The sequence below is a fragment of the Arenibacter flavimaris genome (assembly GCF_030291335.1).
Taxonomy (GTDB): Bacteria; Bacteroidota; Bacteroidia; order Flavobacteriales; family Flavobacteriaceae; genus Arenibacter.
This window is the reverse complement of sequence record NZ_JASWIM010000081.1, coordinates 1-3779: the sequence shown is the minus strand read 5'-3', so window position 1 is coordinate 3779 and position 3779 is coordinate 1. Positions and strand designations below refer to the sequence as shown.

At 38.7% G+C, this 3779-nt stretch carries 2 protein-coding genes and 1 pseudogene; 2 read left to right on the top strand and 1 reads right to left on the bottom strand.

Annotation, left to right across the window (positions count from 1 at the left end; all coding sequences use genetic code 11):
* The first annotated feature begins 851 nt into the window (after positions 1–851).
* Complete coding sequence (locus tag QSE00_RS25055; RefSeq protein WP_286108009.1) at positions 852–1511, top strand: 3-keto-disaccharide hydrolase; 660 nt, start codon at positions 852–854, stop codon at positions 1509–1511.
* A gap of 22 nt (positions 1512–1533) precedes the next feature.
* Complete coding sequence (locus QSE00_RS25050; protein ID WP_286108008.1) at positions 1534–3132, top strand: sulfatase; 1599 nt, start codon at positions 1534–1536, stop codon at positions 3130–3132.
* 549 nt (positions 3133–3681) lie between these two features.
* On the opposite strand, the pseudogene QSE00_RS25420 reads toward QSE00_RS25050, so the two are convergent.
* Positions 3682–3779 (bottom strand): annotated as a pseudogene (locus QSE00_RS25420) (IS982 family transposase); the annotation flags it as partial.

Here is a 3779-nt window from a genome sequence, read left to right as displayed (position 1 = left end):
TGCCATGTATATGGCAGGTGCTTTTTTTTTGGACAGGATCTGATGTGGGCACGCCGCTGGCGTGATTGATTCCAGTATCCGTACGCCAAACGGAAAGTCCAAGGTCGGGAGACTTTGCACAGCGACTTTGTACAATGACTTTGCAGAGTGCCATCAATTTTTCAGATCAACCAATTGCTACATTAAATCATTGCTACATTGAATCATTGCTACATTGTTTCATTACTACATTGTTCTACTTTCAAATTGGCAGACCATCAACGAATTTTCAAGTCTAGTTGGAAAGTCCAAAGTCGGGAGACTTTGCACAGCAACTTTGCACAACGACTTTGCAGAGTGCCATCCATTTTTCAGATCAGCAAATTGTTACATTGAATCATTGCTACATTGTTTTACTTTCAAATCGGCCCATCAACGAATTTTCAAATCTAGTTGGAAAGTCCAAAGTCGGGAGACTTTGCACAGCGACTTTGCACAGCAACTTTGCACAACGACTTTGCAGAGTGCCATCCATTTTTAAGATCAGCCAATTGTTACATTATATCATTGCTAGATTGTTTCATTACAACATTGTTCCACTTTCAAATCGGCCCATCAGCAAATTTTAAGATCAGCCAATTGTTACATTGAATCATTGGTATATTGTTTCATTACTACATTGTTCCACTTTCAAATCGGCCTATCAACAAATTTTCAAATCAGTCAATTGTTACATTGAATCATTGCTACATTGTTTCATTAAATATCCTTTTCCAACAAGCAATATTTTCCACCTTTCCAAAATTAGTTTCAACAATATCTTTTGAGTAACCCATTTTTTAATATCTTGTCTTTTCTAAAGAATCTACACAATGAAAAATAGCTTTGCATATCTAATGAGCCTAGTATTCTGTCTGGGAATTTTAAATACAATTACAGGACAAACAGGGGGAGACAAAAAGAAGGATGGTTGGATTTCCTTGTTCAATGGTAAAAATTTCGATGGTTGGAAAGTCGGAGAAAATGCACATACCTTTTCCATTGAGAACGGAGCAATTAAGGTAGAAGGGCCTAAGGCACATTTGTTTTATGTAGGAGATGTAGAAAACCGCGATTTTAATAATTTTGAATTCAAAGCCACCGTGATGACCAAACCTGGGTCAAATTCCGGTATTTATATACATACGCGCTATCAAGAGGCTAGTTGGCCAGTATATGGTTACGAGGTACAGGTAAATAATTCCCAAGGGGATTGGAAACGCACCGGTAGTCTATATGATATAGTAAATGTTATTGAAACCTATGTTGGTGATGATGAATGGTATACGGAATATATTAAAGTAGAGGGCAAAAGGATCATTATTAAAATAAATGATATAGTGGTTGTGGATTATACCGAACCCGAAAATCCTAAACGTGACGCAGGGGATCGCCAGCATAGGGTACTAAAGGGTGGTACCTTTGCGCTACAGGGTCATGATCCTAAAAGTATTGTTTACTATAAGGACATAATGGTAAAACCTTTGCCTTAATACAGAAACTATAATAATAGGAATGCGCTTATCCAAATTCTATTTCAATATTGCTTACTGTCTTTTATTGTGGTCATTAATGGTTGGCTGCGAACAACTACCTGAAAGCTTAAAACAAAGACCCAATGTTGTTTTTATACTGGTCGATGATCTGGGCATGGTAGACCTTGGTGCAACCGGTAGTAGATATTACGAAACGCCAAACATTGATAAATTGGCCAAAGAGGGTATGATGTTTACCCAAGGTTATGCCGCCAGTCGTGTATGTAGCCCTTCAAGGGCTAGTATTATGACCGGTAAATTTACGGCAAGACACGGAATTACGGACTGGATCGGAGCTGCATCCGGTACGGCATGGCGATCCCATAATCGACACGATAAATTACTTCCTGCCGAATACGTTCACAGCCTTCCGGCCAATGATGTTACCATCGCAGAGGCTATGAGGAAAGAGGGTTATAAAACTTTTTTTGCGGGTAAATGGCATTTAGGTTCTGAAGGATCTTATCCAGAGGATCATGGGTTTGAAATCAACAAAGGCGGATGGGACAAAGGAAGTCCTATGGGAGGCTATTTTTCTCCTTGGGACAATCCAGTATTACCCAATAAAGTGGAAGGGGAAAACCTTAGTATGCGCTTGGGTGTTGAAACAGCAGATTTTATCAAACAGCACAAGGACTCCACTTTTTTCGCTTTTCTTTCGTTTTATGCGGTACACGGGCCCATACAGACTACCCAAGAAAAATGGAACAAATATAGGGACAAAGCGGAATCATTGGGCATAGGAGAAAATGGTTATAAGATGGAGAGGGTCCTACCTATTAGACAGGTGCAGGATAACCCAATTTATGCCGGACTTGTAGAGAGTATGGATGATGCAGTGGGAGTAGTGCTTCAGGCCTTGAAAGATTCCGGACTTGAGGATAAAACTATTGTGATCTTTACATCCGATAATGGCGGAGTGGCCTCAGGTGATTCTTTTTCCACTAGCAATCTTCCTTTAAGGGGAGGTAAGGGGTATCAATGGGAAGGTGGTATTCGGGAACCCTATTTTATAAAAGTTCCATGGCTAAAAAATGGAGGTTCTAAAAGCGATTTCCCTGTTATAGGTACTGATTTCTATCCCACTATCTTGGATTTGGCCAATATTGATGCTTTAACCGAACAACATATTGATGGTATAAGTCTCAAACCTATTCTGGAAGGTAAAAAAATGGATGTTGTACGACCTTTATTTTGGCATTATCCCCATTATGGCAATCAAGGGGGAAATCCATCATCAATAATTCGGGAAGAAAACTGGAAGCTTATCCATTACTGGGAAGATGGGAGCGAAGAACTTTATAACCTGACTACGGATGTAGGCGAACAGTCCAATGTTATAGCACAATATCCCGAAATAGCTAAAGGTTTAAGTAAAAAGCTTCATGGTTGGCTCAAGGAGGTAGGGGCCAATATGCCATCAAAGGATACGGAATACAATGCAGATCTGGCCCAAAAGCGACACGATCGAATTGTAAATGAAAGTTGGCCAGCTTTGGAGGCCCAAAGACTAAAATTCCTCTCCAAAGATTTTAGACCCAACGATGACTGGTGGGGCAGCAAGGTAACGCAAGACTAATATTGAGTTTTCCATATTGTGAACAGGAAGGGGTAGCGGTAATCCTCATCCTGAGGTTTAATGCCCTATAGGGGAAATATTATAATTCTGGCATTGTTCCTGGTGAGGGATCATAAGGTGCTTTCTTCTTTATTTTAATTATGATGATGAATATTTCCTTGATTTTTGGCATAAGATCATAACTCTTTATTAAAGAAATACTGGTTTTTTACTTAGGGGGTACTTGTGAATGTTGTTTCTGGAAAAATGTCTCACATATTGGTCAATTTAATACATACACAATCCATATTTTTTGTTTTTGTTTGTATCCATTACTATAAGACGGTTCACTAAAGTATGCTGGCCTTAGAACTTACATTGGTGTAAGTGGTCGTCAAAGTGGTTTTCCCAATGCTGGATACTTATCCTGTTCAATTATAAGATGTGTTTCAAAAGGATAATATTTCTATGAAAAATAAACGAAATGATAACTAAATTGTTCAAAATTAAATTAGGTTTGATTATGATTAAAGACAACTTTCCTTATTTAACGTGAGTTCGATATAAGGACTATCCAATTCTTTGAAGGTTGTCTATATTGATGTTTGGTTTTGTTGGGTAAAAGGCATATGCAATGAGTCCGGAAACCATATTTGTGATGAAGTTTC